The 1,900-nt window shown below is 62.3% G+C and carries 2 protein-coding genes; both read right to left on the bottom strand.

Going from position 1 to position 1,900, the window contains the following annotated elements; genetic code table 11:
• Window positions 1-1,151 (bottom strand): DNA polymerase IV (locus H5U38_10865; GenBank protein ID MBC7187525.1); only part of this gene is annotated, 1,151 nt, incomplete at its 3' end.
• 107 nt (window positions 1,152-1,258) lie between these two features.
• Window positions 1,259-1,738, bottom strand: a complete 480-nt coding sequence (locus tag H5U38_10860) for a nucleoside 2-deoxyribosyltransferase (GenBank protein ID MBC7187524.1) — start codon at window positions 1,736-1,738, stop codon at window positions 1,259-1,261.
• Between the last annotated feature and the right edge of the window lie 162 nt (window positions 1,739-1,900).

Genomic DNA, 1,900 nt, shown 5'->3' with positions numbered 1-1,900 from the left:
CGGCCCTGGCCTCTCCGTGGCCGGATGGAGCTGGCCCGAAAGATCGCCTCCTCGCCAAAGCGCTCGCGCACGAGGTCCATAGCTTTGTCGATCTTGCTGCGCGTGCCCTCATCGAACAGCGCAAGCTGTGCAGCACCTTCGCTCACCAGTCCGGAGACCCCCACGCCCAGCAGGCGCACCTTCTTCTTGCCACGCTCGAAGTGGCGCAGCAAGTCTGCTGCCGTGGCACCGATGACCTCCGAGGAATTCGTCGGCTCTCCGAGCGTGCGGCTGCGCGTAAAGGTGGCAAAGCCCTCGAGCCTGATCTTGAGCGTCACCGTGCAGCCGCGCAGTCTTTCCTGTCGCAAACAACGCGCCACGGCGTCAGCAAGCCCCACCAGAGTTGCTTTGAGGAGCTCCTCGTCGTCGGTATCCTGTTCGAAGGTTGTCTCTTTGCTCATGGACTTGGCTGCCGTCGTGGGTACCACTGGGCGGTCGTCGATGCCGTTGGCCAGATGCCACAAGTGCAACCCCATCGCCCCGAACCTTTCGTGCAGGAATGATGGTGATTGCCGCGCCACATCACCGATGGTGTGCAGCCCTAAACGTTCCAGGTGTGGACGTGTCTTCTCCCCGACTCCCCACAGTTTGCCCACCGGCAGCGGCCAGAGAAAATCCCTGACCTCGTGTTCTTCCACCACCACGAAGCCGTCTGGTTTGCGCAGGTCAGAAGCAATCTTGGCCACAAACTTGTTCGGGGCAATCCCCACCGAGGCAGTCAACCCTGTGCGGCGGCGTACCTCCTGCTTGATGCGCATGCCAACTTCTCGCGGCGGACCAAGAAGCTTCTCGGTGCCCGTGAGGTCCACAAAGGCCTCGTCGATCGAAACTTGTTCAATCAGCGGGCTGAATTCGCCCAGCACTTCCATCACCTGGGCGGAGACCTCCGCGTACCGCTCCCCCCGCACCGGCAGGAACACCGCATGCGGGCAGAGGCGGTAGGCCTGCGAGATGGGCATGGCCGAACGAAGACCAAAGGCGCGCGCCTCGTAACTGCATGTGGAAACCACTCCGCGTCCCTTGCCGCCCTTGGGGTCGGCGCCGACCACCACCGGCTTGCCGCGCAATTCGGGGTGGTCAAGCTGCTCGATGGCAGCAAAGAACGCATCCATGTCCAGATGGAGGATCACCCGACGCACGAGCAACCCTCTTCATCGGTCGACGGCAATCCGCGCATGCCGCGTGCGGAGGAGGAATCTCCCAAGAGAAAACGCACTACTCAGCTGCTCCTCTTGGTTCCTAACACCGCCAGGAACTTGTCGACCTCGGCAAGGAGCTGGCGTTGATCGCGGTAAGCCCGGACCTGCAGGCATGGGGACGTATTGCCCACGATGATGCGCGAGATGAACAGCCCCGCGCGGTGCAGGCACAAGATCGGTTTGCCGAGATGCGTCGCCTGGCAGATTTCATACCCCACGCCCAGCGATGGATTGGACACCTCCGCCACCACGGCGTCGCACTCGCGCAGCCAGGCCATGTCGCGCTCAAAAATCTCTTGCGGCGAAATCGTCCGCTCCAGGTCCAGCACCCCGGGATTGGCCACGTGTTCGGTCAGCACCTGGTGGCCTTGCGCCTTGAGGTGAGCAACAATGGCCACATAGGTCGCCAAGTCATTTCGCCCGCCGGCAATTGAGCCGGAAAAGTAGATGCGCATGCCGTCAGAACGTACCTCAAAGAGTCCAAAAGCCGAAGAGTACACGCAGCGGTAATCGCCTCCATCCCATCGCCCAAAGCACCGCGAGCACGTCACCGAACGCAACGGGGCTCACCCCGTCGACTCCGCACCCTTCTCTCCAGAGCCATACCGTGCCTGAGGCCATGGGAAGCGCCACACCCGGTCTCAGAGAAAGCCTTAGGCGCT

This window comes from Calditrichota bacterium (genome assembly GCA_014359355.1).
Taxonomy (GTDB): Bacteria; Zhuqueibacterota; Zhuqueibacteria; order JANLFK01; family Oleimicrobiaceae; genus Oleimicrobium.
The sequence above is the reverse complement of the archived record's forward strand: the minus strand, read 5'-3'. Positions and strand labels throughout refer to the sequence as shown.